General features: G+C 36.1%; 21 protein-coding genes. 16 read left to right on the top strand and 5 right to left on the bottom strand.

Annotated features, from left to right (window positions below; translation table 11 throughout):
- Positions 1-23: 23 nt before the first annotated feature.
- Positions 24-470 carry a hypothetical protein gene (locus tag EKL97_RS00500; protein WP_126567760.1) on the bottom strand — a complete coding sequence of 149 codons (447 nt, stop codon included), beginning with the start codon at positions 468-470 and terminating at the stop codon, positions 24-26.
- A 103-nt stretch (positions 471-573) separates the two neighbouring features.
- Here EKL97_RS00500 and EKL97_RS00495 point away from each other — a divergent pair, with 103 nt between their 5' ends.
- A complete protein-coding gene (locus EKL97_RS00495) occupies positions 574-1,719 on the top strand; it encodes a cystathionine gamma-synthase (RefSeq protein ID WP_126567758.1) in 1,146 nt (381 codons plus the stop codon).
- Positions 1,720-1,798: 79 nt separating this feature from the next.
- On the opposite strand, the gene EKL97_RS00490 is transcribed toward EKL97_RS00495, so the two are convergent.
- Positions 1,799-2,614 (bottom strand): THC0290_0291 family protein, encoded by an 816-nt coding sequence (locus EKL97_RS00490; protein ID WP_410503675.1) that lies wholly within the window; start codon positions 2,612-2,614, stop codon positions 1,799-1,801.
- A gap of 260 nt (positions 2,615-2,874) precedes the next feature.
- Here EKL97_RS00490 and gdhA point away from each other — a divergent pair, with 260 nt between their 5' ends.
- The 8 genes from gdhA to EKL97_RS00450 all read left to right on the top strand — a co-directional run bounded on the left by gdhA (position 2,875) and on the right by EKL97_RS00450 (position 13,020).
- On the top strand, positions 2,875-4,218 hold the full coding sequence (gdhA, locus tag EKL97_RS00485; protein WP_126457645.1) for an NADP-specific glutamate dehydrogenase: 1,344 nt from the start codon (positions 2,875-2,877) through the stop codon (positions 4,216-4,218).
- 125 nt (positions 4,219-4,343) lie between these two features.
- A complete protein-coding gene (locus EKL97_RS00480) occupies positions 4,344-6,632 on the top strand; it encodes a T9SS type A sorting domain-containing protein (RefSeq protein WP_126567754.1) in 2,289 nt (762 codons plus the stop codon).
- 54 nt (positions 6,633-6,686) lie between these two features.
- Positions 6,687-7,400, top strand: a complete 714-nt coding sequence (recO, locus tag EKL97_RS00475; RefSeq protein ID WP_126561421.1) for a DNA repair protein RecO — start codon at positions 6,687-6,689, stop codon at positions 7,398-7,400.
- A gap of 109 nt (positions 7,401-7,509) precedes the next feature.
- Positions 7,510-7,974 (top strand): hypothetical protein, encoded by a 465-nt coding sequence (locus EKL97_RS00470; protein WP_126567753.1) that lies wholly within the window; start codon positions 7,510-7,512, stop codon positions 7,972-7,974.
- Entirely contained in the window at positions 7,964-8,167 is a 204-nt protein-coding gene (locus tag EKL97_RS00465; protein ID WP_126457642.1) for a helix-turn-helix transcriptional regulator, read from the top strand. The genes EKL97_RS00470 and EKL97_RS00465 overlap by 11 nt, the downstream gene beginning before the upstream one ends.
- 316 nt (positions 8,168-8,483) lie before the next feature.
- On the top strand, positions 8,484-11,948 hold the full coding sequence (gene ileS, locus EKL97_RS00460) for an isoleucine--tRNA ligase (protein ID WP_126567751.1): 3,465 nt from the start codon (positions 8,484-8,486) through the stop codon (positions 11,946-11,948).
- 6 nt (positions 11,949-11,954) lie between these two features.
- A complete protein-coding gene (locus EKL97_RS00455) occupies positions 11,955-12,335 on the top strand; it encodes a TraR/DksA family transcriptional regulator (protein WP_126457640.1) in 381 nt (126 codons plus the stop codon).
- A gap of 85 nt (positions 12,336-12,420) precedes the next feature.
- Complete coding sequence (locus EKL97_RS00450) at positions 12,421-13,020, top strand: lipoprotein signal peptidase (protein WP_126457639.1); 600 nt, start codon at positions 12,421-12,423, stop codon at positions 13,018-13,020.
- A 66-nt stretch (positions 13,021-13,086) separates the two neighbouring features.
- Here the strand turns inward: EKL97_RS00450 and EKL97_RS00445 are convergent, their stop codons facing one another.
- From EKL97_RS00445 to EKL97_RS00435, 3 genes are read right to left on the bottom strand one after another with little or no spacing between them, the layout of a single operon-like run.
- Positions 13,087-13,284, bottom strand: a complete 198-nt coding sequence (locus EKL97_RS00445) for a hypothetical protein (protein ID WP_126567750.1) — start codon at positions 13,282-13,284, stop codon at positions 13,087-13,089.
- A 36-nt stretch (positions 13,285-13,320) separates the two neighbouring features.
- On the bottom strand, positions 13,321-13,884 hold the full coding sequence (locus tag EKL97_RS00440; protein WP_126567748.1) for a 5-formyltetrahydrofolate cyclo-ligase: 564 nt from the start codon (positions 13,882-13,884) through the stop codon (positions 13,321-13,323).
- A 49-nt stretch (positions 13,885-13,933) separates the two neighbouring features.
- Positions 13,934-14,896 (bottom strand): succinylglutamate desuccinylase/aspartoacylase family protein, encoded by a 963-nt coding sequence (locus tag EKL97_RS00435; protein ID WP_233588534.1) that lies wholly within the window; start codon positions 14,894-14,896, stop codon positions 13,934-13,936.
- A 127-nt stretch (positions 14,897-15,023) separates the two neighbouring features.
- Between EKL97_RS00435 and uvrC the strand changes: the two genes are divergently transcribed.
- The 7 genes from uvrC to EKL97_RS00400 all read left to right on the top strand — a co-directional run bounded on the left by uvrC (position 15,024) and on the right by EKL97_RS00400 (position 25,051).
- Positions 15,024-16,823: an excinuclease ABC subunit UvrC gene (gene uvrC, locus EKL97_RS00430; protein ID WP_126567747.1), complete on the top strand. Its 1,800-nt coding sequence runs from the start codon at positions 15,024-15,026 to the stop codon at positions 16,821-16,823.
- Between the two features lie 74 nt (positions 16,824-16,897).
- Positions 16,898-19,096, top strand: coding sequence for a patatin-like phospholipase family protein (locus EKL97_RS00425; RefSeq protein WP_126567745.1), 2,199 nt, complete (start codon positions 16,898-16,900; stop codon positions 19,094-19,096).
- 189 nt (positions 19,097-19,285) lie between these two features.
- Positions 19,286-20,443 carry a homogentisate 1,2-dioxygenase gene (locus tag EKL97_RS00420; RefSeq protein ID WP_126567743.1) on the top strand — a complete coding sequence of 386 codons (1,158 nt, stop codon included), beginning with the start codon at positions 19,286-19,288 and terminating at the stop codon, positions 20,441-20,443.
- Between the two features lie 206 nt (positions 20,444-20,649).
- Positions 20,650-21,810 carry a 4-hydroxyphenylpyruvate dioxygenase gene (gene hppD / locus EKL97_RS00415; RefSeq protein ID WP_126457633.1) on the top strand — a complete coding sequence of 387 codons (1,161 nt, stop codon included), beginning with the start codon at positions 20,650-20,652 and terminating at the stop codon, positions 21,808-21,810.
- A 292-nt stretch (positions 21,811-22,102) separates the two neighbouring features.
- Entirely contained in the window at positions 22,103-22,873 is a 771-nt protein-coding gene (locus tag EKL97_RS00410; protein ID WP_126457632.1) for a DUF3108 domain-containing protein, read from the top strand.
- A complete protein-coding gene (locus EKL97_RS00405) occupies positions 22,873-23,808 on the top strand; it encodes a tryptophan 2,3-dioxygenase family protein (protein WP_126567741.1) in 936 nt (311 codons plus the stop codon). Before EKL97_RS00410 ends, EKL97_RS00405 begins: the two co-directional genes overlap by 1 nt.
- Before the next feature lie 79 nt (positions 23,809-23,887).
- Positions 23,888-25,051 (top strand): peptidoglycan DD-metalloendopeptidase family protein, encoded by a 1,164-nt coding sequence (locus tag EKL97_RS00400; RefSeq protein ID WP_410503674.1) that lies wholly within the window; start codon positions 23,888-23,890, stop codon positions 25,049-25,051.
- The last annotated feature ends 106 nt before the right edge of the window (positions 25,052-25,157 follow it).

The following is a 25,157-nucleotide window of genomic DNA, read 5'->3' as shown; positions in this document are numbered from 1 at the left end:
AAGTTGTCCTCGTGTTTTTAGAATCAGATCCCCAAAAGACCTCTGTTGGAGTAAATTAAACCGAAAGACTGGTGGTCAGACATACTTTTATAATTTAAAATATTTTCAGATTTGTATTTTATGCTTTCTTCAACCTGAGCTTCCCATCCAAAGGTATCATTCGGAAAATCGTTTTGGAGTTTTTCGTAGGAACCAATAAAAGCAGTCGTTAGTTCCTTGTGATTTGATGCAGTGTGTGGCTTTTCGCCAAAATAAATAATTTTCTTCAGTACAGAAAATACTTTTTTATTAATGCTGTCTGCTACAATTGGGAGTTCTTTAGCTATTAGGATTTTTAAGCTTATTGTAGGACATGGCTTTTTGCAGTGTAATGTAGTTGTTGTTACAAAATTCTGGTATTCAAAAACTAATTCATTAGAGCACCGTGTGATAGAAAAAAGGATAAGTGAAAATAAGACAATGTATTTCATCCTGTAATAGATAATTAAATACTATGGTACCTACTTGAGGCTTGGTAAGAATGAATTAAACGGTAAATTTGTAAAACAATCGAGCATTTTAAAATTAGAAGATATGAAATTTAATACTAAAGTGATTCACGGTGGACAACACCATGACCCAAGCACAGGAGCCGTTATGCCACCGGTATATCAAACATCTACATTTGCACAAACAAGTCCCGGACAACCCATAAATCCGGATTATGAATATAGCAGAGCTGCAAATCCTACCAGAACCGCACTGGAAAATGCATTAGCAAGTATAGAAAACGGAACCCGAGCATTGGCTTTTTCTTCAGGGTTAGCGGCTACAGATTGTGTTTTGCGTTCTTTCAAAGCAGGGGATGAAATTATAGCAATGGATGATTTATATGGAGGAACCTATCGCATGTTTACCCGTATTTACAAAGATTCCGGAATAAAATTTCATTTTGTGGATATGAATGACATAGAGAAATTCAAGTCATTGATAACTGAAAACACAAAATTAGTTTGGGTAGAAACGCCAACAAATCCTTTGATGAAATTAGCAGATATTCAGGAAATTGCTAAAATCACCAAAGAAAAGAAAATACTTTTTGCAGTTGATAATACTTTTGCAACGCCTTATTTACAAAAACCATTAGACTTAGGTGCTGATATTGTCATGCATTCGGCCACGAAATATCTTGGCGGTCATTCTGATGTAATTGCGGGAGCTTTAATTGTAAAAGAGGCGGCACTTGGGGAACAATTGCATTTTCAACAATTTGCAACTGGAGCTACATTAGGGCCAATGGATAGTTTTTTAGTACTTAGAGGAATAAAAACGTTGCATTTGCGTGTCGAAAGACATTGTCAGAATGGAGAGAAAGTAGCGGATTTTTTAGACAATCATATAAAAGTAAAGACGGTGTATTATCCAGGATTGCCAAGCCATCCGTTTCATGCAATTGCAAAAAAGCAAATGAGCGGTTATGGAGGAATGGTCTCGTTTACCTTTGTTTCTGGTAAAAAAGAAGATGCTATTGCTTTTCTAGAAAAAATTAACGTATTTACCCTTGCAGAATCCCTTGGAGGTGTAGAATCATTAGCAAATCATCCGGCTTTGATGACTCACGCATCAATTCCGGAAGACAAACGGGCAGCAGTTGGTATCACAGATGATTTAGTCCGGTTAAGCGTAGGAATCGAAGATATCGAAGATCTACTGGAAGATTTGAAACAAGCCTTAGCGTAAGATTTTTTCAAAATAAAAACAAACCCCCAATTCTAATTTAGAGTTGGGGGTTTGTTGTGTGAAAGTATTACCATTATTATTACAAATAATAAATATACCCTACATTAAACCAGACCAGCCAGTCGTTTGCTTTGTTTTCTTTATAAATTTCCGGATTAGGATTTAAACCATCTACCCAGTTGGAAAAATAATACTGCATTCTTAAGTCGACCATTAAATCCGATAATGGAGATAATTTATAGCGGGTTCCCACGCTGGATACCACGGACCAGACAGATCCGCTTTCAGAAGAAAACCCATACGGACGACCATCAGTTGGGGTCAGATATTTAGGAAATGTAGTTAACGGAGTTCCTAAAGGGCCTAGTGAGGACGAAGCTTTTGCATTGTAATAACTAAACTGACCTCCCAGGCTTATAAAAGGCCCTAAGCTTCCTGTTTGGGAACTGAAATCACGAATACTCCAGGGAAAATATTCCAGTTGCATCCCAATGTTAGTAACAGCAGTGCTTCCTGTCATTGCGCGCAATTGATCTGCTTCCAGTGAGGGTCTCTCTGGAGCGACCCATTCGCCAAAGTGTTTTAAGTGGGTTTTATTATACGATAGCTCACTTCTTAATTTGAAGTGGTTGTTAAAATACGTTTCCGGGGTATAACAACTACAGTCGGCTTTATAAGAAAAATTCAAATAATGAATAATCCCTATTCCTATACCTGTATTTCCTGAGTTTGTTGAAAGGTCATTTCGTTCCCCATAATCAGATTGAAAAGCAACAGGCCCAACAACCACTCCTATTTCATGCGAAAAACCACCGAATTGTGCATTAGAATGAGGTAAAAACCCAAAAAAAAAAGGGTAAGCAGGGTTATTTGTTTGATCATTAGGGGGATAAATTTTCTAATCCTGACAAATATATAAAAACATCATTCACTAATAAAAATAAAATTATAAATAAGTTTACAAATTCTTATTTTACTTACGAAAGTCATAGTGATTTTAGATTAAATGGTATATCTTATACACAATTGATTGCAAATGGGTAATAAAAAAATAATTCTATTGATAAAGTGGAAAAACTAAGTCTGAATATTTTTATAAAATGTATCTTTGTATAGTTTAACGAAATCGTTTTCTTAATCAATTATTTATAATCTATGTTACTAAAAGTAAATGAATTTATGGCTCAAGTTGAAGCCAAAAATCCAAATGAACCTGAATTTATTCAAGCTGTTAGGGAATTCGCTGAAACTGTAATCCCATTTATTGCAGAACAGAAAAAATACGACGGAAAAAATTTGCTTCTCAGAATAGCTGAACCAGAACGGTCGATTATATTTCGTGTTCCGTGGGTTGACGATAGTGGTGAAATACAGGTTAACAGAGGTTTTAGAATTCAAATGAATTCAGCAATCGGACCATACAAAGGGGGAATACGCTTCCACCATACGGTAAATTTATCAGTGCTTAAGTTTTTAGCATTTGAACAAGTATTCAAAAATAGTCTGACCACTTTGCCAATGGGCGGAGGAAAAGGAGGATCGGATTTTGATCCACAAGGAAAATCAGATGGGGAAGTGATGCGTTTCTGTCAGTCTTTCATGACGGAATTGTGCAGACACATCGGGCCACAATTAGACGTTCCTGCAGGAGATATTGGTGTTGGAGCCAGGGAAATTGGGTATCTATTTGGTCAATACAAAAGAATAAAAAACGAATTTACTGGAGTGTTAACCGGTAAAGGACTGGCTTACGGAGGTTCTTTGATCAGACCGGAAGCAACAGGGTATGGAGTGGTTTATTTTGCGGAACAAATGCTTAAAACCATAGGTCAAACTATCAATGGAAAAACAGTTTCCATTTCTGGATTTGGGAATGTGGCTTGGGGAGTCGCTTTGAAAGTAAATGACCTTGGCGGAAAATTAGTTACTATTTCAGGTCCAGATGGGTATATTTATGATGAGGAAGGTATTTTCGGAGAAAAAATTGACTTTATGCTAGAGATGAGGGCAAGAGGCGATAACAGATGCGAATCGTATTTAGAAAAATATCCAAATGCCGCTTTCCACAGAGGTAAAAGTGTGTGGGAAGTAAAAACAGATATTGCCATTCCTTGCGCAACTCAAAATGAGTTGAACGAGGAAGATGCAAAAAACTTAATTGCAAATGGAGTTATTTGTGTAACCGAAGCAGCAAACATGCCATGTACGTTAGAAGCTATCAAAGAATTCTTAAACGCAAAAGTCCTTTTTGCACCAGGTAAAGCGGCAAATGCAGGTGGTGTTGCAGCCTCTGGATTAGAGATGACACAAAATTCTATTCGTTTAAACTGGACCAGTGAAGAAGTAGATAGCAGACTAAAAGAGATTATGGTAGGAATCCACAATCAATGTAAAAGATATGGTACGGACGAAGAAGGATATGTGAACTATGTAAAAGGAGCAAACATTGCTGGATTTGTAAAAGTAGCAGATGCTATGCTGGCACAAGGGGTCGTGTAAATCAGCTTTAATTATTGTATAAAATGCCTTTTGTCTTTATTCTGGACAGAAGGCATTTTTTGTGTGTAACAAAATGCTAAGACTTTCGTTTGTTCTATATTTGTAATTCAATAGTCATACAGATAATGAACAAGAGCGTTTTATTTTTTTTGCTGCTACTTTTTGTGCAAATGGGTTTTGCTCAAAACGATTTGTCGTGGCAGGGTTATTTCTCCTATAATGAAATAAAAGATGTCTCCGTATCTGCAACAGCCGTTTTTGCTGCTTCTGAAAATGCGTTGTTTTCTAAAAACACAACCAGTAATATAATCAAAACCACCAATACAGTAGATGGACTCTCCGGACAAACCATCTCGTCGGTATTTCATAGTACAGCCTCCAATAAAACAATTGTAGGATATGAAAACGGACTGCTAATCGTGATTAATGAAGTTGATGGAAGCATGCTCAATGTAGTCGATATTATCAACAAACAACTTCCTTCGGATATAAAGAAAATCAATCATTTCATGGAATTTGAAGGGATAGCTTATCTCTCGTGTGATTTTGGTATTGTCCAATTTAATTTGGCCACCATGCAATTTGGGGATACTTATTTTATTGGGAATGCCGGTGCCGAAATCAGTGTGAGCCAAACCGCATTGTACAATGGTTTTATTTATGCTGCCACAAATAATGGAATAAAAAGAGCTGCTGTTTCTAATAAGAATTTAGTCGATTTTAACCAATGGACCACAATAGCCTCTGGAATCTGGTCTGGCATAACAACAGTAGGTTCAAATCTGTATGCTGTGGACGCTTCGGGATATATTCATAAATTTAATTTGGTTACGGATTCGTTTGCGGGATCTGTCCAGCTTTCTCAACCTGCATTGGATATGAGAACATCGGATGATTATTTAGTAGTTACAACTTTAAACAGTGTTTATATTTATAACAGCCAAATGGCATTGGTACGTCAAATAAACACCAATCAACTGCCAGAACCCAATATTAGTTTTACGTGTGCTACTATAATAGGCGACACTGTTTTTATTGGAACAAAAGAAAATGGATTGACTACAACTACGCTTTCTTTGGGGGTAACTTTTGAAAACATAACACCCATTGGTCCGTCAAGAAACAATATATTTTCGCTTCAGGTGGCGCCCAGTTCGCTTTGGGTAGTTTACGGAGATTATACGTCCGATTATAATCCGTATCCGTTAGACAGTTATGGGATTAGTAAATTTAGCGCTACAGGGTGGTTGAATATTCCGTATGAAGCAGTTTTAGGAGCGCAATCAATGACCAGAATAATAGTTAATCCAATCAATGAAAACGAAGTATATGCCAGTTCTTTTTTCTCAGGACTGTTGAAAATAGAAAATGACGTGCCAAAAATTTTGTACAATCAAACCAATAGCGGCTTAGAGTCATTAACCTTTGCAGGGCCTAATTATAAAGACATCAGGATTAATGGAACCGCATTTGACAAAACAGGAAATCTTTGGGTTACCAACAGCCGAATAAAAAATGGATTGAAAGTCTTGAGGCCCTCGGGTCAATGGCAAAGTTATGCGATGGATGCTATTTTGGACTCGCCAAATGACAACAATTTTGGAACAATTGCAATAGATAGAAATGGAACCAAATGGCTTTCTACGAATGGTGATGGTGTGATTGGTTTTAACGAAAGTAACACTAGATTTAAAAAAATAACAACAGGCGCTGATTTGGGTAATTTACCAGTTTCGGATGTTCGAACTATTGCAATAGATACCAGAAACCAGCTCTGGATCGGTACTACAAAAGGGTTGCGAATTTTGTCAAATGTAAGTAGTTTTCAATCGGATGACCAGATGACAACTAATCCCATAATAATTACAGACGATAATCTGGCCCAAGAATTGTTATACGAACAGTTTATTACGGATATTGCTGTAGACGGTGCCAATAACAAATGGATTGGAACGGCTGATTCCGGTTTGTTTTTAGTCTCGCCAAACGGTCAGGAAACCAAATATCATTTTACAATAAGCAACTCGCCGTTGCCCAGCAATGTGATCAATGACATTGAGATCAATAGCGCTACGGGCGAAGTTTTTATTGCTACTGCAAAAGGGCTGATTTCTTTCAAAGGAATTGCAACTGCTGCTAATGATGATTTAAGTAACGCGTATGTGTATCCAAATCCGGTACGACCGGAATACCAAGGAACCGTTAAAATTGCCGGATTACTGGATAAAGCCAACATTAAAATCACTGATATTGGAGGAAATCTGGTTTATGAAACCACTTCCGAAGGCGGAACAATAGAATGGGATACCACCGCCTTTGGGAAATATAAAGTGGCTTCCGGTGTGTATATGATTTTTATTTCGGCACAAGACGGAGTGGAAACTAAAGTTAAAAAAGTAATGATAATCAGGTAATTTAGAAGAATGAATTTTTCAATCTTTAAATTTTTCAATCTTTAAATTAAAATTGTGCTCGTAAAAACCAAAGCCATTGTTCTTTCATCTTTAAAATTTCAAGAAAAAAGCTTAATTGTGAAATGCTTTACGCTGTCACATGGCTTGAAATCGTACTTCGTTCGGGATGCTTTTTCGAGTCGAAAATCAAATCAAAAAATCGCTTATTTTCAACCTTTGACGATACTCGAAATTGAAGCCGTTCATAAAAACAAAGGTACTTTAGAAAATTTCAAGGAAATAAAAATCGGGACTCCTTTTCATTCGATACATTCGGATATTTATAAAAGCACGATTGTAATGTTTATTTCCGAAATGCTACACCATTCCATTCACGAAGAAGAGGCAAATGAACATCTGTTTACCTTTCTGGAAACCGCTTTGCATTGGCTCGACAATCACGATGAAATTGCTAATTTTCATTTGATTTTATTATTGGAAACCACAAAATATCTGGGTTTTTATCCGGATATTTCTGATATGGACATGCCTTTTTTCGAAATGAACGAAGGTGTCTTTACGCCTTTCAATGCCATCAGTTCGCTCACGGAACATGAAAGCAATTTGTTCAAAAAACTAATCGATTTGAAATTCGATACCGATCAAAAAATATTCCATGTCATCGAACGGCAAATCATTTTAAGAATACTGATCGATTACTACAGTTTCCACTTGGACGGCTTCAAAAAACCAAAATCGCTGGATGTTTTAAAAGAAGTTTTTTCTTAAACTTAAAATTTTTGAGAAAATATAGTTTTGTGTTTAAAAGTAAAGTATATTTGTCTTTTAATCAAGTTTGTTGTTCTTTATGGAAAGCAGACTTTAACTAATTAACTTTATGGAATTAAAAGTAAAACAAGGTGGGGAAATCGAAAAAATTGAAAAAATCACCGGCTACCAACTTCCTAATAAATTTAAAATTGTTGGTTTAGTATTATTTGTTGTTTCAGTCCTTTCAATTATTACATCGCTTAAGCTGTATTTGGTGGGAGTAAAACACTATGATTTATTTGAGCGAATAGCTTTGACTAATATGGTTTTAGGATTACTTATCATTTCAATTTCGCGAGAGAAAATAGAAGATGAGTTAATTGCGAAAATTCGTTTGCAATCTTATAATTATGCAGTTATAGGAACAGTGTTGTTGTATCTAATATTGCCATTTATTCATTATGCTATTACTTTTAGTTTCTCATCTACGCCAAAAATAGAAGGTAGTAAGGATATTCCTCTTTTAGCAGTTATGCTCGCAATGCAGATTATTACCTTTAAAAAGCTAAAAAGAGCATATAATGAAGAATAGATTAAAAGTAGAACGCGCCATTTTAAATTTAACTCAAGAGGAATTAGCGGAGAAAATAGGAGTTTCAAGGCAAACTATAAATTCAATTGAAACCAATCGCTTTGTGCCATCAACAGTTCTTGCGCTAAAATTATCAAGGTTGTTTGGAAAATCAGTTAATGATTTTTTCGAACTGGATGATGATGACAAATAAGGGTTAAATACTTCAATTTGATAAGAAATTGTATTTAATACAAATTCTTTCAAAACAAATTCACTTTAGAAAATTGCAAAGCCATAAAAGTTTCAAGAAAACCAAAATCGCTGGATGTTTTAAAAGAAGTTTTTACCTAGAAATTCGGGCGTGACCCTACGTAAAAACTTCGGGTCGGGCTGTTCGTTCCAATCTTTTATTTCGTAAACTTCATAAAAGGATTTCCTCTTCCATCCCTCACGCAAAAACTCGTAACTCATAACTCATAATTCATAACTATTCCTTACTTTCGCACCTCGATTTAGAAAAGGATAAAATGAGCACAAAATTTACTGAATACAAAGGACTTGACTTACCAACTGTAGCGTCAGAGGTACTTGATTTTTGGAAGAAGGAAAACATATTCGAGAAAAGTGTAACCACTCGTGAAGGAAACACCCCATTCGTGTTTTTTGAAGGGCCGCCTTCGGCAAATGGATTACCGGGAATTCACCACGTAATGGCACGCGCCATTAAAGATATTTTTTGCAGATATAAAACTCAAAAAGGGTTCCAGGTAAAGCGTAAAGCCGGCTGGGATACGCATGGCTTGCCGGTGGAATTAGGAACCGAAAAAGAATTGGGAATCACCAAAGAAGATATTGGAAAAACCATTTCCATCGAAGAATACAACGAAGCGTGCAAAAAAACCGTAATGCGTTATACAGATGTATGGAACGATTTGACCGAAAAAATGGGCTATTGGGTTGATATGGAAGATCCGTATGTGACCTATAAATCTAAATATATGGAAACGGTTTGGTGGATTTTGAAACAAATCTACAACAAGGATTTGATGTACAAAGGCTACACCATTCAGCCTTATTCCCCAAAAGCAGGGACAGGATTGTCATCTCATGAAGTCAACCAACCAGGAAGTTATCGTGATGTAACGGATACGACTGTTGTGGCACAATTTAAAGTCCTTTCCCCAACCCTCTCCAAAGGAGAGGGAGCTGAAACTGAAAATTCGGTATCAAAGGCTTTCGGACTCGACTCCCTCCCCAAAGGGGAGGGCTGGGCTGGGGATTTTTATTTCCTCGCTTGGACGACAACGCCTTGGACATTGCCAAGTAATACCGCTTTGACTGTAGGTCTAAAAATTGAATATGCTTTAGTAAAAACATTCAATCAATATACATTTCGTCCGGCAACATTGATTTTGGCTAAAAAATTAGTTGCAAAACAATTCGGGAAAGGGTTCTTTGAAAGTACAGAACCTGCTGATTTTGAAAATTTCAAAGAAGGCGACAAGAAAATTCCGTTTCAGGTTTTAGCAGAATGCAAAGGAGCTGATTTAGTTGATATTCGGTACGAACAACTAATGCCATTGGTGCTTCCGTATCAAAATGCTGAAAATGCTTTTAGAGTAATTTCAGGAGATTTTGTAACTACCGAAGATGGAACAGGAATTGTACATACCTCACCTACTTTTGGTGCTGATGATGCAAGAGTAGCAAAAGAAGCTACGCCAGAAATCCCGCCGATGTTGGTGCTGGATGAAAATGGAACTCCGGTTCCATTAGTAGATTTACAAGGAAAATTCACCTCACATGTGGGCGAATATGCCGGTAAATATGTGAAAAATGAATATTACAACGACGGTGAAGCGCCAGAGCGTTCAGTAGATGTTGAAATTGCCATTCGATTAAAAGAAGAAAACAAAGCCTTCAAAGTAGAGAAATATGTCCACAGTTATCCGCATTGCTGGAGAACCGATAAGCCGATTTTATATTATCCATTGGATTCCTGGTTCATAAAAATCACGGAGGTTAGAGACAGAATGTTCGAACTGAACGAAACGATTAACTGGAAGCCAAAATCGACTGGAGAAGGACGTTTTGGAAACTGGATAAAAAATGCCAATGACTGGAATTTATCGCGATCCAGATTCTGGGGAATTCCATTGCCAATTTGGAGAACTGAAGATAAACAAGAGGAAATCTTAATTGGTTCTGTTGAAGAATTATACAACGAAATTGAAAAATCTATCGCTGCAGGTTTTCAAAAAGAAAATCCTTTTAAAGGTTTTGAAATTGGAAATATGGCTGAATCCAATTACGATTTAGTTGATTTGCATAAAAATGTAGTCGACGAAATCACCTTGGTTTCTGCTTCTGGAAAGGCAATGAAACGTGAAGCTGATTTGATTGATGTTTGGTTCGATTCTGGTTCCATGCCTTATGCGCAATGGCATTACCCTTTTGAAAACAAAGATAAAATAGACGCAAACAAGGATTTTCCTGCTGATTTCATTGCTGAAGGAGTGGATCAAACGCGTGGTTGGTTTTATACTTTACATGCCATTGGGACATTAGTTTTTGATAAAGTTGCCTATAAAAATGTAGTTTCTAACGGATTGGTTTTAGACAAAAACGGACAAAAAATGTCTAAACGTCTGGGCAATGCCGCAGATCCATTTGAAACATTAAAAGAATACGGTCCAGATGCGACGCGTTGGTACATGATTTCGAATGCAAATCCTTGGGACAATTTGAAATTTGATTTAGAAGGAATCGCTGAGGTACGTAGAAAATTCTTTGGAACCTTGTACAACACGTATTCGTTTTTTAGTTTGTATGCTAATATTGATGGTTTCAAATATGAAGAAGCAGAGATTCCATTAAGCGAAAGACCGGAAATTGACCAATGGATTATCTCTGAATTGAATACCTTGATAAAAGATGTAGATACCTATTATGCAGATTATGAGCCAACGAAAGCGGCTCGCGCAATCTCTGAATTTGTTCAGGAAAATTTGAGTAACTGGTACGTTCGTTTGTGCAGAAGACGCTTCTGGAAAGGGGAATACGCACAGGACAAAATCGCGGCATATCAAACTTTATATACGTGTTTGTTAACCATAAGTAAACTTGGTGCGCCAATCGCTCCGTTTTTTATGGACAAACTTTACAGAGACTTAACTGTAGCAACACAGTCGGAAAAATATGACAGCGTACATTTGGCCGAGTTTCCAATTTCGGTTGAAAACTATGTTAATAAAATGTTGGAGAGCAAAATGCAGAAAGCACAAACCATTTCATCATTGGTTTTATCACTCCGAAAAAAGGAAATGATCAAGGTGCGTCAGCCGTTGCAAAAGGTAATGATTCCGGTGCTTGACGACAATCAAAGAGCCGAAATTGAAGCTGTTTCTGACCTGATAAAAGCAGAGGTAAACGTGAAGGAAATCGTACTTTTGGATGATGCTTCCGGTGTTTTGGTGAAACAAATCAAGCCTAATTTTAAGGCACTTGGACCCCGTTTTGGAAAGGATATGGGGTTGATTTCTAGGGAAATACAAGGGTTTTCTGCGGCACAGATCAGTCAATTGGATAAGGATGGAAGCCTAAGTATTGTTATTGCAGGAAATACCGTAATTTTAACACAAGAAGATGTCGAAATTACCTCACAGGATATTGAAGGCTGGTTGGTAGCAAACGCTAACGGAATAACGGTTGCGCTGGACATTACAATTTCACCAGCATTAAAACAAGAGGGAATTGCCAGAGAATTAGTAAACAGAATTCAGAATATTCGTAAAGATTCCGGATTTGAAGTTACGGATAAAATTAAAGTGCAACTGAAGAGAAACGGACTTTTAGAGCAGGCAATTTTAGAAAATGAAGCCTATATAAAATCAGAAACACTGACCAGTGAATTGGTATTTGTAGATGAAATAACAAACGGTACGGAAATAACATTTGATGAAATAAAAACAATGATATTAATTTCAAAATAATATAAGATGACAGATGAAATCACAAGATATTCTGATACTGATTTAGCAGAATTCAAAGAGATAATCCTTGGGAAAATTAAAAAAGCACAGGCTGATTTAGATCTGATAAAAAGTGCGTACATGAATGATTTAAATAACGGAACTGACGATACTTCGCCAACTTTTAAAGCCTTTGAAGAAGGAAGCGAAACGATGTCTAAAGAAGCAAACTCTCAACTGGCAATTCGTCAGGAAAAGTTTATTCGGGATTTGAAAAATGCCCTTTTCCGTGTCGAAAATAAAACGTACGGAGTGTGTAAAGTCTTCGGTAAATTAATCGGGAAAGAAAGATTGAAAATTGTCCCTCACGCTACAATGAGTATTGAAGCAAAGAACCTGCAACGATAAACTACTAGTTAAACAATATTTAACGCTCCATTGGGAGCGTTTTTTTTGATTAAATTGCTATTTTTGCGCCATTAAAATTTATAAAATGTCATTACGAAAAGCGTATCTCCTTATTTTTATTTTACTGCTTGTTGATCAAGTCACTAAAATCTACATCAAAACTAATTTTATCTTAGGGGAAGAAGTCGAAGTATTCAAATGGTTCAAAATCCTTTTCATTGAAAATGAGGGAATGGCATGGGGAACAGTAATTCCGGGGGTTTACGGAAAATTATTTTTAACCCTTTTTAGATTGGTTGCTGTAGGCGGAATTGGGTACTGGCTATGGGATTCTATAGAAAGAAAAAATAGTTCTAACTATCTAATTGTTGCCATCTCATTGATTTTGGCAGGTGCTTTTGGGAACATCATCGATTCTGTTTTTTATGGAATTATTTTTGATGATAGTCAGCAAGAAGTGGCTACTTTATTCTCGGATCAACCGTATGGAACCTGGTTTCACGGAAAAGTGGTAGATATGTTTTATTTTCCTTTTTGGCACGGAAATTTACCTAGTTGGTTGCCAATTTGGGGTGGAAAAGAATTTACTTTTTTCAATGCAATTTTCAATATTGCAGATATGGCTATTTCGACAGGAGTTGGAATCTTGATTTTTTTCAACAAAAAAGCTTTTCATCACGAATAGGTTCGACGTTTTTTATAACATACAAAAAGACCTGTTCCTGATTTGAGCAAGTCTTTTTTGTTTGTATTAATTTTTATTGTGTCCGGGGGCATATTGTTTAGCGCTTTTCCCTCCATATTTTTTTTTTGCTTGACCTGGAGGTAGTTTTTTAGCTTTATAGGATGATCTGCTGGTTCCAGTGTGAATACTGCAGCTTGAAAAGGAAACTGCAAATAGAATAACCATAACGCTTACGGCAAATCTTGAATTTTTGAATGTTCTCATAAGTTAAGTGGATTGTATCAGTTACAAAAGTACGGATTAAAATTTATAAACTTGATTCGGAGTCACACAGTAATCCAGTTGTATATCGCCTTCAAAAATATCGGTAATCAATTCTTCGGGTTCGAAGAAAGAAAGTCCAATTTTGATTGCATCCGGTTTGCACTCTGATAAAAATTTGTCATAAAATCCTTTGCCGTAACCCACCCGATGTCCTTTTTTGTCGAAAGCCAAAAGCGGAACAAAAATCACATCGATTTTAGTAGAAGGAACTTCAATACCATCTACCGGTTCGGGAATGTTATATTCATTTTTTTTGATTCGGGTATTATCAGTCAAAAGAAAATGCGTCATCTTTCTGGTGGCAAAATCAGCTTTGGAAACAATAATCTCTTTATCTTTTCCAGATAATATGTGAAGAATAAATTCTGTATTAACCTCTTTTTGTTCTGTTATGGGAAGGAAAATATGAAAATAGGTTTTCTCCCAAATTGGAATCGCTAGTATTTTATTGGCGATAGCCAAACTCTTTTCCTCGATTTTATTTTCGGAAAGGAAGTTCCGTAAGGCTTTGTATTTTTTCCGTAAGGCTGTTTTATTCATGTTTTATTATTTTGAACCGGATGCAAAAGTATGGATTGTATACTCGTATTTAAAGAGAAAGATGGTAGATGGCATCACCCTGGTATACGATGGGCGCATCATTTACATTAAAAATATAACCTGAATTGGGTGCTTTTACTTTGTGTTCAACCTTTCCGTAAGGATCAGAAATCGAGCCCAAGAGTTGTCCTTTTGTTACGTAATTACCAATTTTAGTATGACCGTGAAACATCCCGGAGTATTTGGCTCTGACCCAAACGGATTTTTCTATATAAATGGTCTCTTTTTCAGGGGTTATGGTTTTTTTCTTTGCATTTAACATCCCCAGATGATGCAATATTCGTTTAGAACCTTCAACTCCTTCCTGTGTGACCGCTTCATCTATGTCAATGGATTTTCCGCCTTCAAACAGCAGCATTTTTACCCCCAATTTGTTACATGAATTTCTAAAAGTTCCGGGAATGTTTTTTGAAAACATCGTAAAAGAGGTGTTAAAAATGTCCGATAAGGCTTTCAGTTCTGGATTATTAGGAACAATACGAATTTGTGGGGCATTGAAGCGACTGGCGCCACCGGAATGAAAATCAATTACATAATCTACATGTGGAATAATTTCTTTAAGTAAATTATACGCAAACCGGCTTGCAAGTGAGCCCGTTTTACTGCCAGGGAATACCCGGTTTAAGTCCCGTTTGTCTGGAAATTCTCGGGATTGATTCACGAATCCAAAGACATTAATCACGGGAATACAGATAATGGTTCCTGTTTTTGGTTTATTGATTTTTTGTACAATCAGCTGGCGTACAATTTCGATCCCGTTAATTTCATCTCCATGAAGCCCCGCGGTGAATAACACGGTAGGCCCGTTGATTTTTGACCGTTCCACAATTATTGGAATTTTCAGTTTGGTCATGGTATGGAGTTTTGCAATTTCCATATTGATGGTTTTGCTGTCTCCCGGTAAGATGGGCTCTTTTAAGATCGTTATGTTTTTAGGTTCTCGTATATTCATAGAAAGTTTAAAGGCTAAATTTAGAAAATTATTCGGGAAGAAATAAGAAGTGCGTCATTTTTCGCTTTTGAAAAATGTTATTTGTATTTTTGGAGTGCAAAATTAAATTAAAAAGAATCAATCTAAAATGCTACTTCCTTCACTTGAACTCCAAATCCAAACCTTACCTGATAATCCAGGCGTATACCAATATTACGACAAGGAAGGGAAAATTTTGTATGTAGGCAAAGCCAAAAATTTAAAAAAAAGAGTTTCTTCGTATTTCAATAAAATTCATGACACGGCCAAAACCAATGTGCTCGTTAAGAAGATCGTGACCATAAGACACATTGTGGTTCCTACGGAAACCGATGCCCTTTTACTTGAAAATAACCTAATAAAAACCTTGCAGCCGCGCTACAATGTGTTATTGCGGGATGATAAAAGTTATCCGTGGTTGTGCATCAAGAAAGAACCTTTTTCGCGCATATTTGCGACTCGCAGAATGGTCAAAGACGGGTCGGAGTATTTTGGGCCGTATACTAGTTTCAAAACCGTCAGCACTATTTTAGAACTGATCAAAGAGTTGTATCCGCTTAGAACTTGCAATTATGATTTGAGTAAAAGCAATATTGAAAGTGGAAAATTCAAGGTGTGTCTTGAGTATCATATTGGTAATTGTATGGGGCCTTGCGAAGGATTAGAAACTTTAGAAAATTACCAAAAGCAAGTGGATGCGATTCGCGAAATTCTAAAAGGAAATTTCAAAGAAAGCATGAAAGATTTCAAGCGTGTGATGACCAATCTGGCCGCCGACATGCATTTTGAAGAAGCGCAAAAAATCAAAGAAAAAATAAATATTTTAGAGAATTACCAATCGCGGTCTACGATTGTAAATCCAAAAATCACTAATATCGATGTGTTTTCAATAGTTTCGGATGAAAGTGCGGCTTATGTGAATTTCCTTCAAATTTCGCACGGTTCGATTATTCGTTCGCACACGATGGAAATCAAAAAGAAACTTGACGAAACCGATGAAGAATTACTGGAATTAGCAATTATTGAACTGCGGGAACGTTTTCAATTGCTGTCGCGTGAGATAATCGTATCGTTTCCTGTTGATTTGGGGGAGAATATAAAAGTAACCGTTCCGCAATTAGGAGATAAAAAGCAAATTTTGGATTTATCCATTCGCAACGCTAAGTTTTACCGAATTGAACAACTCAAACAACTGCAAATTGTAGATCCAGACCGTCATACAAAAAGGATTATGGTACAAATGCAAAAAGATTTGCGATTGCCTGTAGAGCCAAGACATATTGAATGTTTTGACAACTCGAATATTCAAGGAACAAATCCTGTAGCGGCTTGTGTGGTTTTTAAAGATGGAAAACCCAGCAAAAAAGACTACCGCCATTTTAATATTAAAACAGTCGAAGGACCGGATGATTTTGCTTCAATGACCGAAGTGGTTTATAGAAGGTACAAACGATTGCTGGACGAAAAGGAACCGTTACCGAATTTAATAATTATTGACGGTGGAAAAGGGCAATTGTCATCAGCGCTGAAGAGTCTTGACGAATTGGGTCTTCGGGGAAAAATAGCCATAATTGGCATTGCCAAAAGGCTCGAAGAACTTTTTTATCCGGGTGATTCTATTCCATTATATTTAGATAAAAAATCAGAAACCCTTAAAATAATCCAGCAATTACGCAACGAAGCGCACCGTTTTGGGATAACGCATCACCGGGATAAAAGGAGTAAAGCAGCACTGAATTCTTCGATAGAATCCATTCCCGGTATTGGCGAAAAAACGATGCTGACCTTGATCCAGCACTTCAAAAGTGTTAAAAGATTGAAATTAGCAACAGAAAAAGAAATTTCGGACGTTATAGGTGTGTCTAAAGCCAAAAAAATTACCGAATTTTACAAGGCAATAGATCAATGATTAATCTAGAATATCTAAATCTGGACAAATAATACCCAATGGCGTCCAGTTTTAGTACTACCAAATTGCTGCTTATGAAGAAAATCGCACTAATATTTCTTGTTTTTACTAGTTTGATGGTGTTTTCGCAGGAGCAAAAAAGACCCAAAGTAGGCTTGGTTTTAAGCGGTGGTGGTGCAAAAGGATTTGCTCATATAGGAGTCCTTAAGGTGTTAGAAGAAGCGGGTGTCAAGATTGATTATATAGGCGGAACCAGTATGGGTGCGGTTATTGGAGGGTTGTATGCTTCAGGTTACAACGCGAACCAGATCGATTCTATTTTTCAAGCGACCGATTTCAATGAATTAATAAATGATTTTATCCCCAGGTCTTCTAAGAATTTTTACGAAAAAAGAAACGACGAATTGTATGCTTTGGTTTTACCGTTTGACAAATTCAAAATAGGAATTCCAGAAGCTTTGTCTAAAGGAATCTACAATTATAATTTATTGAGCAGAATTACCAGAAACGTTAGACACATCAAAGATTTTAACCAGCTTCCAATTCCTTTTTTATGTATTGGAACTAATATTGAAACGGGAGAGCAAGTCTTATTGAACAAAGGGAACCTGGCACAGGCCATGATTGCCAGTTCCGCATTTCCCTCCTTATTTTCTCCGGTTGAAATTGATGGAAAAATTCTGGTCGATGGCGGCGTTGTTAATAATTATCCTATTGAAGAGGTGCGAAAATTAGGTGCGGACATCATTATAGGAGTTGATGTTCAAAATGATTTATTAGACCGAACACAACTCAAGGATGCTACTAAAATTTTGGTTCAAATCACCAACCTTCAATCTATAGAGCGAATGAAAAGAAATGTAACGGATACCGATATTTATATTAGACCAGACGTTACACAATATGGTGTGATCTCATTTGACAAGGGAAGGGAAATAATAAGAAAAGGGGAGGAAGCAACATTAGGCATTTATGAACAACTCAAACAACTTGTTGATGTGTCCAATCCCTATACAAAACCCAAGTTAAAACTACTGTCAGACAGCCTGCAAATAAGATCAATAAACAGCAATGAATTAAAGAATTACACGAAAGAGTATGTCATAGGGAAGCTAAGATTTAAGCCCGGAGTAAAAACGTGCTATGATGATTTATTAAAAGGCATTAATAATATCAATGCAACCAAAAATTTCAGCTCTATCTCATATTCATTGGAACCTAATAAAGGGGGTGTAGACCTGAACATAAATTTAGAAGAGAATTCAACAAAAACCTACTTAAAATTTGGCCTGCATTATGATAATTTATTCAAAAGTGGCGTTTTGGTAAATTTGACCCGTAAAAAAACACTTTTTAAAAATGATATAGCCTCTCTGGATATTGTTTTAGGAGATAATATTAGATACAATTTAGATTATTATATTGAAAATAGATTTAATTTGAGTTTTGGTTTTAAATCTTATTACAACCAATTTAACAGGAATGTAGCCAAAGAAATAAGCAGTACAACGTTTAATAATCCAGATATAAATTCGATTAATGTAGATTTTACGGACTTGACAAATCAAGCGTATTTCCAGTCTTTATTTGTTCAAAAATTTCTGATAGGAGGTGGAGTCGAACTCAAATATTTAAAAATAAAATCAGAAACACTCGCCAATGTAGATCCAATAATTGACAACAGTAATTACTTCAGTCTTTTTGGCTACATGAAATTTGATTCTTTTGATAATAAATATTTTCCTAAAAAAGGATGGTATTTTACTGGTGATATTCAAACCTATTTGCTTTCGTCCAATTACACGGGCGATTTTCAACCGTTTTCTATTGCTAAAGCAGATTTTGGTGTAGCCGCAACTTTATTTAAGAACGCTACAGTAAAATTCCAAACCGATGCCGGGTTTTCTTTTGGTCAGGAAAGCGTTGCTTTTTTTAATTTTATTTTAGGAGGATATGGATATAATCCGCTTAATAATTTCAAATATTTATATGGATACGATTATTTAAGTGTGGCCGCTAATAGTTATATAAAATCAACAGGAACGATAGATTATGAGTTTTATAAAAAAAACCACATCAATTTTTCGGCAAATTTTGCTAATATTGGAGATCGGATTTTTGAGACCGTGGATTGGGTTTCAATTCCAAAATATTCTGGCTATGCCGTAGGATATGGTTTAGAAACAGTCATTGGACCTATAGAAATAAAATATTCCTGGTCCCCGGAACAGCCTAAAGGATTTACATGGTTCAGTATTGGGTTTTTGTTTTAATTGTAATTTATTTGAATTTTAATTCCGATATTTGTTATTATGAAAACAATTTGGAACGGTTTGTTAGGATATCTGCAATTCCTCATTAAGAGGAATCCGGAATAGATTGTATTTTTTTTGATTTAATTAAATAAGTTTATTTCGATAAAACGATAAACTTTTAAACTTTAACTTTTAAGCAAAAAAATCATGCCTTTATACCATAAATTGGGGAAATTTCCCCAAAAAAGACATACTCAATTTGAAAAGCCTACAGGTGGTTTGTATTACGAACAGCTTTTTGGAACGGAAGGTTTTCACGGTAATTCGTCCTTGTTATATCATGTTCACAGACCAACACAGGTAAAGGAAATTTTAAAATCCTATTCAGTAGAACCAAAAATTGCCATTGGAAAAAACATCAAATCATTACTTTTAAAAGGTTTTGAGTTAAAGCCGGAGAACGATTTTCTGGACAGCCGTAAAGCCATGTTGATCAATAAAGATTGTATTATAGGATTAGCCGCACCAAGACAATCCTTACGCAGTTATTTCTATAAAAACGCCGATGCTGATGAAATGATTTTCATTCATAAAGGGAAAGGAAAATTGCGCACCATGATGGGAAATATTTCTTTCGAATATGGAGATTACTTGATTATTCCACGTGGAATGATTTACCAAATTGATTTTGAAACTTCGGAAAATAGATTGTTTTACGTCGAATCATTTGCTCCTTTTTACACGCCAAAACGCTATAAAAATGAATCAGGTCAACATCTAGAACATTCGCCATTTTGCGAGCGCGACTTTATTTTGCCAACAGAATTAGAAACGCACGATGAAAAAGGTGATTTTCTAATAAAAATCAAGAAAGAAGGAATGATGCATGAATTCGTTTATGCCACACATCCCTTTGATGTAGTAGGTTGGGACGGTTATAATTTTCCATACGGATTTAGTATTCATAATTTCGAACCTATAACAGGTCGGGTACACCAGCCACCACCAGTGCATCAGACTTTTGAAACTTCAACTTTTGTTGTTTGTTCGTTCTGTCCGCGATTGTACGATTACCATCCAAAATCCATTCCTGCGCCTTACAATCACAGTAATATAGATAGTGATGAGGTTTTGTATTATGTAGATGGGGATTTCATGAGTCGCAACAATATAGAGCAAGGTCACATTACACTACATCCAAAAGGGATTCCTCACGGACCGGCGCCAGGTGCTATGGAACGCAGCATTGGTCATACAGAAACCCACGAATTAGCGGTTATGGTTGATACCTTTCGTCCCTTAATGGTCACCGAAGAAGCGATGGGATTGGACGACGGTCAATATTACAAATCTTGGGTCGAGTAATTAGAAGCTATTTCCTGCTGTACGCTTTATCTTTTCCTGGCTAAAGAAGCCAGAAAAAGGTAATTGCGAGAGCAATTCGACCATCAGGGCTAGGGCTTTAGAGTAAACAACAACATAATTTTAAATTAATACATCCGTGTACATCTGTTTTATCCGCGTCAACCGCGTTCCAAAACTAGAGATGCCGAATCAAAAAATAAATCACAATGAGCAAAGAAGTAAAATCAGTAGAATACGGACTCGAAAAAATATTTGAAGGAGCACAAGATTTCCTTCCGTTATTAGGAACCGATTATGTAGAATTCTACGTAGGAAATGCAAAACAATCCGCACATTATTATAAAACGGCTTTTGGGTATCAGTCTTTGGCGTATGCAGGATTAGAAACCGGAGTGCGAGACAGAACGTCGTATGTGTTAAAACAAGATAAAATCCGCATTGTATTAACTACGCCATTAACACAAGATTCTCCAATACACGAACATTTAAGAAAACATGGAGACGGCGTGAAAGTTGCAGCGCTATGGGTAGAAGATGCCACCAGTGCGTACGAAGAAACCATGAAACGTGGTGCGCGCTCTTTTATGGAGCCTACGGTAGAGAAAGACGAATTTGGAGAAGTAGTACGTTCCGGAATTTACACTTACGGAGAAACGGTACATATTTTTGTAGAGCGCAAAAACTATAATGGTGTTTTCCTTCCTGGTTATAAGGAATGGAAATCCGAGTATAATCCGGAACCAACAGGATTAAAATACATTGACCACATGGTAGGAAATGTGGGTTGGAACGAAATGAATACTTGGGTTAAGTTTTATGAAGACGTGATGGGATTTGTAAATTTCCTTTCTTTTGATGACAAACAAATCAATACGGAATATTCAGCATTGATGAGTAAGGTAATGTCAAACGGAAACGGAAGAATCAAATTTCCAATCAACGAACCTGCCGAAGGAAAGAAGAAGTCGCAAATTGAGGAATACCTGGATTTTTATGGTGGTCCTGGAATTCAGCATATCGCAATAGCAACGGACGATATTATCAAAACAGTATCGCAACTCAAAGCAAGAGGAATTGAATTTTTGTCCGCTCCTCCACATACCTATTATGAAGCCATTCCGGAGCGATTGGGAGATCACATGAAAATGATGAAAGAAGATTTAAACGAAATCGAGAAACTAGCCATCATGGTAGATGCCGATGAAGAAGGGTATTTGTTGCAAATTTTCACAAAACCGGTGCAAGACAGGCCAACCTTATTTTTTGAAATTATACAAAGAATGGGAGCCAAAGGTTTTGGAGCGGGGAACTTTAAAGCGCTATTTGAATCAATTGAGCGAGAACAGGAATTGCGAGGAACGTTGTAAAAAAGCATTATTTTTACATATTATGAAAAAATAACTAATAAACAACATGTTTTTTTGTAAATGTTGTGTTAAACTTTTTTTTTAACAAAAAAAAGTGGATTTGTTAACTACCTTTGCACTCGCAAAAAGGGAAGGGGTGGTTTCCTTCCTGATTTCATATAAATTTCATAGTTTATAGTTTTTTGGTTAGTTAATAGCATAAAAACTCAGTCATTATTTGACTGAGTTTTTTTGTTTTGATATATTTGGAACAAAATTTGCTAATAGAGTCAATAAACAGACAAATTAAGTGATGAAAAAACTATTCTTATTCTTTGTGTTGATTATAACAGTAAGCTTTGATTCTCCTCAGGAAGATGCTTACGGAGTGGGTGAGTGGTTCAAATTCAGGATACACTATGGAATAGTCAATGCCGGTTATGCCACGCTGGAAGTAAAAGAGGCCATTTTAAACAACAAAAAAACGTTTCATGTTGTTGGTAAAGGATACACCACGGGGATGTCTCGTTTTTTCTTTAAAGTAGATGATTTATACGAAAGCTACATTGATAAGGAAACAGGAAATCCGTACCAGTTTGTTCGAAAAATTGATGAAGGCGGCTATACTAAAAATCAAGAAGGGTTTTTTGACCAATCTACAAACAGAGTTGTTGTAAAAGATTATAAACATAAAACCGAAAAAACACTTTACATTCCAAAAAACACTCAGGATATTCTATCGGCCTTTTATTATTTAAGAAACTATCCTAGTATCGATAAATTAAAAATTGGAGAATCAGTGGCAATCGATATGTTTTTTGATGATGAAACTACTAAATTCAAGCTAAAGTTTATTGGACGAGAAAATATTACCACTAAATTTGGCGTTGTTTCAGCTATGATTTTTAGACCTTTGGTACAATCAGGACGCGTTTTCAAAGAGAAAGAAAGTCTTACTGTCTGGATTTCGGACGATGACAATAAAGTACCGCTGAGGATAAAAGCCAGTCTGGCAGTAGGGTCAATCAAGGCAGATATTGAGGGATACAGAGGATTGAAAAATCCTTTTAAAACAAAAAAATAATGAGTACTAAAGACAATTCAGAAGCTATTTTAAAAGAAATTGAGCTTAAATATGATGCGATAAATCAAAAAACAGAAACACAGCTCGAAGGATTATTATGGTCTAAGCCAATCACCTATTGGGATTATATTCAGACAGATGCCCTGTTGAATCTTCAAATTCAGAGAACGACGCTTCCGGACGAAATGGTTTTTATCATGTATCACCAGGTTAATGAATTGATATTTAAAATGATTCTCTGGGAGATGCGGCAAATTTCCTATTGTGAAAGCATTAATACAGTATTTTTCACGGAACGATTAATGCGAATCAGCCGTTATTTTGACATGTTAACCACCTCTTTTGATATTATGGGAAATGGAATGGAAGTGGAGCAATACATGAAATTTAGAAATACACTAACTCCGGCCAGCGGCTTTCAAAGTGCGCAATACCGCTTGATAGAATTTTCATCAACAGACCTAATAAATCTGATTGATTACCGTTATAGAGATACCATTGACCGGAATACAACGTATGAGTTTGCACTGGAACATTTGTATTGGCAAGCAGCCGGAAAAGAGTATCACAGCGGTAAAAAATCATTTTTACTGGAGGAGTTTGAAAAAAAATATAAAAAGGAATTCTTAGCTCACATGGAGGAATACAACACCATTAATATTTGGCAAAAATTCAAACAATTACCGGAATCAGATCAAAAAAATCCAGAACTAATTCAAGCCATGCGTCATTATGACCATACGGTAAATATTACTTGGGTAATGCAACACCTTAATACAGCAAAAAAATATATTGATCAAAGTGGAAAAGGCGACGGAGAAGCTACTGGCGGGAGTGACTGGAAAAAATACATGCATCCAAAATATCAAAGAAGAATTTTCTTCCCGGAATTATGGAGTAGCCACGAATTAGAAAATTGGGGAGTAGAAATGTAGATTGAATAAAAAAAAACAAGATTTGAAACAAATATTTATAATTATAATAGCACTTTTTTCTTTAGTATCATGTAATAAAATGAAGGAAGTTGTGCCGGAAAAAGTAGTGAAACTTGTTCCTAAAAAGAGTGAGTTTGGGTTTGTTCTTGCTGATTTTAATATCGTTAATGATACTATAGAAAGGGGAGATACTTTTGGAACTATTATTCAAAATCAGAATATTGGGGAACGAAAAGTATATGATATTATTGCTAAAGTGAGAGATTCGTTTGATGTAAGAAGTATTAGAATCAACAGGCCTTTTACGTTGTTGAGGTCCAAGGATAAAAAACATAATTTACAGGCTTTTATTTATCAACCCGATGCGCTGAGTTATTACGTGATTGATATGCGGGACACAGCGGTAGTTGTTTATAAAAAAACCAAACCAATTACAATTAGGCGACGCACCATTGGTGGAGTTTTGAAAGAATCATTGTCGGAAACTTTAGGCAATGCTAAAATTGAAGGAGCTCTAGCAAATAAAATAGCTAAAATTTACGCCTATTCAATTGATTTTATGAAACTCAAAAAAGGAGATCGTTTTGCGATAACTTTTACAGAGCGCTTTATAAATGATTCCGTTTATGATGGTGTAGAGGAACTAGAAGCTTCCTTTTTTGAATATGGAGGAAAAATTATTTACGCATTTCCTTTTGCGCAGAACTCCAATTCAGATAAAATTCAATATTATAATGAAGAAGGGAAAACACTAAAAAATTTCTTTCTTAAGTCTCCAATAAAATTCAGTAGAATTTCGTCAAGATTTTCAAACAGTAGATTTCATCCGGTTCAGCACAGATGGAAAGCACATAAAGGAACGGATTATGCGGCGCCTCATGGCACACCTATAACCACTACGGCAAGCGGCGTTGTGGAGCAAAGTGGTTTTACTGCCGGAAACGGGAATTTTGTAAAAGTTAAACATAACGGAACCTACTCAACACAATATTTGCACATGTCAAAAATACTCGTGAGACGCGGACAACGGGTCAGTCAGGGACAGGTTATCGGTTTAGTAGGAAGCACAGGTTTGGCAACAGGGCCACATGTTTGTTATCGATTTTGGAAAAACGGAAGACAAGTAGATGCATTAAGACTTAAATTGCCTAGTGGTGAACCGATGAATGGCGCTAATAAAAGTCGGTTTTTGACACAAATAACGCCCTTGAAATTTGAACTGGATAGTGTGGCTAACTTATAATGCAGCACTTAAAAATTAATTGAAAACAATTATTCTGTTGAAAAATACAAATACGTGGTGTGATTATACGATGGTCATTATTCATTGTATTTCCTGATAAATTGTT

The sequence above is a fragment of the Flavobacterium sp. LS1P28 genome (assembly GCF_003970335.1).
Lineage (GTDB): Bacteria > Bacteroidota > Bacteroidia > Flavobacteriales > Flavobacteriaceae > Flavobacterium.
This window is presented reverse-complemented; position numbering and strand designations above follow the sequence as displayed.

Coding starts and splice junctions, on each gene's coding strand:
- EKL97_RS00500 (WP_126567760.1), bottom strand. CDS start 470: ATGAAATACATTGTCTTATTTTCACTTATCCTTTTTTCTATCACACGG.
- EKL97_RS00495 (WP_126567758.1), top strand. CDS start 574: ATGAAATTTAATACTAAAGTGATTCACGGTGGACAACACCATGACCCA.
- gdhA (WP_126457645.1), top strand. CDS start 2,875: ATGTTACTAAAAGTAAATGAATTTATGGCTCAAGTTGAAGCCAAAAAT.
- EKL97_RS00480 (WP_126567754.1), top strand. CDS start 4,344: ATGAACAAGAGCGTTTTATTTTTTTTGCTGCTACTTTTTGTGCAAATG.
- EKL97_RS00470 (WP_126567753.1), top strand. CDS start 7,510: ATGGAATTAAAAGTAAAACAAGGTGGGGAAATCGAAAAAATTGAAAAA.
- EKL97_RS00465 (WP_126457642.1), top strand. CDS start 7,964: ATGAAGAATAGATTAAAAGTAGAACGCGCCATTTTAAATTTAACTCAA.
- ileS (WP_126567751.1), top strand. CDS start 8,484: ATGAGCACAAAATTTACTGAATACAAAGGACTTGACTTACCAACTGTA.
- EKL97_RS00455 (WP_126457640.1), top strand. CDS start 11,955: ATGACAGATGAAATCACAAGATATTCTGATACTGATTTAGCAGAATTC.
- EKL97_RS00450 (WP_126457639.1), top strand. CDS start 12,421: ATGTCATTACGAAAAGCGTATCTCCTTATTTTTATTTTACTGCTTGTT.
- EKL97_RS00445 (WP_126567750.1), bottom strand. CDS start 13,284: ATGAGAACATTCAAAAATTCAAGATTTGCCGTAAGCGTTATGGTTATT.
- EKL97_RS00440 (WP_126567748.1), bottom strand. CDS start 13,884: ATGAATAAAACAGCCTTACGGAAAAAATACAAAGCCTTACGGAACTTC.
- EKL97_RS00435 (WP_233588534.1), bottom strand. CDS start 14,896: ATGAATATACGAGAACCTAAAAACATAACGATCTTAAAAGAGCCCATC.
- uvrC (WP_126567747.1), top strand. CDS start 15,024: ATGCTACTTCCTTCACTTGAACTCCAAATCCAAACCTTACCTGATAAT.
- EKL97_RS00425 (WP_126567745.1), top strand. CDS start 16,898: ATGAAGAAAATCGCACTAATATTTCTTGTTTTTACTAGTTTGATGGTG.
- EKL97_RS00420 (WP_126567743.1), top strand. CDS start 19,286: ATGCCTTTATACCATAAATTGGGGAAATTTCCCCAAAAAAGACATACT.
- hppD (WP_126457633.1), top strand. CDS start 20,650: ATGAGCAAAGAAGTAAAATCAGTAGAATACGGACTCGAAAAAATATTT.
- EKL97_RS00410 (WP_126457632.1), top strand. CDS start 22,103: ATGAAAAAACTATTCTTATTCTTTGTGTTGATTATAACAGTAAGCTTT.
- EKL97_RS00405 (WP_126567741.1), top strand. CDS start 22,873: ATGAGTACTAAAGACAATTCAGAAGCTATTTTAAAAGAAATTGAGCTT.
- EKL97_RS00400 (WP_410503674.1), top strand. CDS start 23,888: ATGAAGGAAGTTGTGCCGGAAAAAGTAGTGAAACTTGTTCCTAAAAAG.